Origin of the sequence: uncultured Photobacterium sp. (assembly GCF_947502415.1) — a bacterium.
In the GTDB taxonomy this organism is placed as follows: Bacteria; Pseudomonadota; Gammaproteobacteria; order Enterobacterales; family Vibrionaceae; genus Photobacterium.
Genome location: NZ_CANMZV010000085.1, coordinates 1 through 1169, shown reverse-complemented (window position 1 = coordinate 1169; position 1169 = coordinate 1). Strand labels below are relative to the sequence as shown.

Genomic DNA, 1169 nt, shown 5'->3' with positions numbered 1-1169 from the left:
CTGCGGACAAAGCCAGCCAAATTTACAGTTCGTTATACCGACAAGCGTTCAGTTATATCGCCTGAAAAGTTCGGCTTGGTAGCCGCTAAGCTTGACCCACAGACCTTGAAGCAAAAACCACGTTGCCTGTGCTTTTTGTGCCATAACGCCGAACATAAGGTGCGCCATGATCAACCTACCAAGCGCACAGAACTTCATACCAAAACCGCCGAGTGTAACGCGTCACCTTGATGTTTTTGTTATGTTTGCCGAATTCATGTACTTAGATTTTCATACCATCAATGGTTGCTTCTATGAGCTCATCTGCGACGCCATCTACTTCATATTTAACTTGGATACCATACCTAACAGCATACCATGCTGTTAAATTCACTTGTTGCTTCAATCCAGATGGTAACGTAACGGTATTCTTTGCTTCAAATCTACAAGTCTTATAAGTACCAGCTGGAACCGTTATTGTTTCTATACCAATGAACTTATTGACTGAATCAAAAACCACATCAGCAGTTTGTTCGGGTAAAACCGTAATCTTCGTATACGTCTGCTCAAAAGACTCCCCTGCATTAAGGTCAAATTTATTCTGCTGACCTGGTGTGTAGTACCACTCAGTATCGCCATCCATCACACCTAATATTGAGTAAGACTTATCACTACTATCAAGTGAATAATATGTGTTGAAGCCCGATATTTCATCATTGACTTTGATAGCCTGTTGACCTCTAAACTGAGTCGTCTCCATCACGCTAAAACTACTTCTCTCAGCATCGTTGTTACCTTCTTTTGTGACAATGGAATACCTCGAACCCACCTTGAATAAGGTCTCATTGAAACAAGCCGCGGCATTTTCATCAGCAGAACTACCACCACCGCAACCACTAATTACACCACTCATCAGCGCCAATGATATTAATTTAATCTTCATCTTTTATCTTTAAACTCCATTTAATCTATAAAGGCACATAAACGTGCCTACTTTATGAGGAAAAACATAACGCCTGCAATAAGGTGCCCCACACGAAACTAACAAAGCACACTGAATTTCATACCAAAACCGCCAAGTGTAACGGGTCACCTTGATTGCTTTGTTATAAGCGCCGAATTCATATACTAAGTGCGACAACCATTATTGAAATATTACTCTCCTGCCTCAACCTTCTATTTTGTTATCT

Annotated in this window: 2 protein-coding genes; one reads left to right on the top strand and one right to left on the bottom strand. The window is 40.9% G+C overall.

Annotated elements, in window-relative coordinates; translation table 11 throughout:
- The coding region (locus tag Q0852_RS23615) for a hypothetical protein (protein ID WP_299022885.1) at positions 1 to 231 on the top strand (231 nt) is incomplete at its 5' end.
- Between the two features lie 31 nt (positions 232 to 262).
- On the opposite strand, the gene Q0852_RS23610 is transcribed toward Q0852_RS23615, so the two are convergent.
- Positions 263 to 922 carry a hypothetical protein gene (locus Q0852_RS23610; protein ID WP_299022882.1) on the bottom strand — a complete coding sequence of 220 codons (660 nt, stop codon included), beginning with the start codon at positions 920 to 922 and terminating at the stop codon, positions 263 to 265.
- Positions 923 to 1169 lie beyond the last annotated feature (247 nt).

Bases quoted from the DNA above. Each gene is read 5' to 3' on its own strand.
- Q0852_RS23610 (WP_299022882.1), bottom strand. From the start codon at position 922: ATGAAGATTAAATTAATATCATTGGCGCTGATGAGTGGTGTAATTAGT.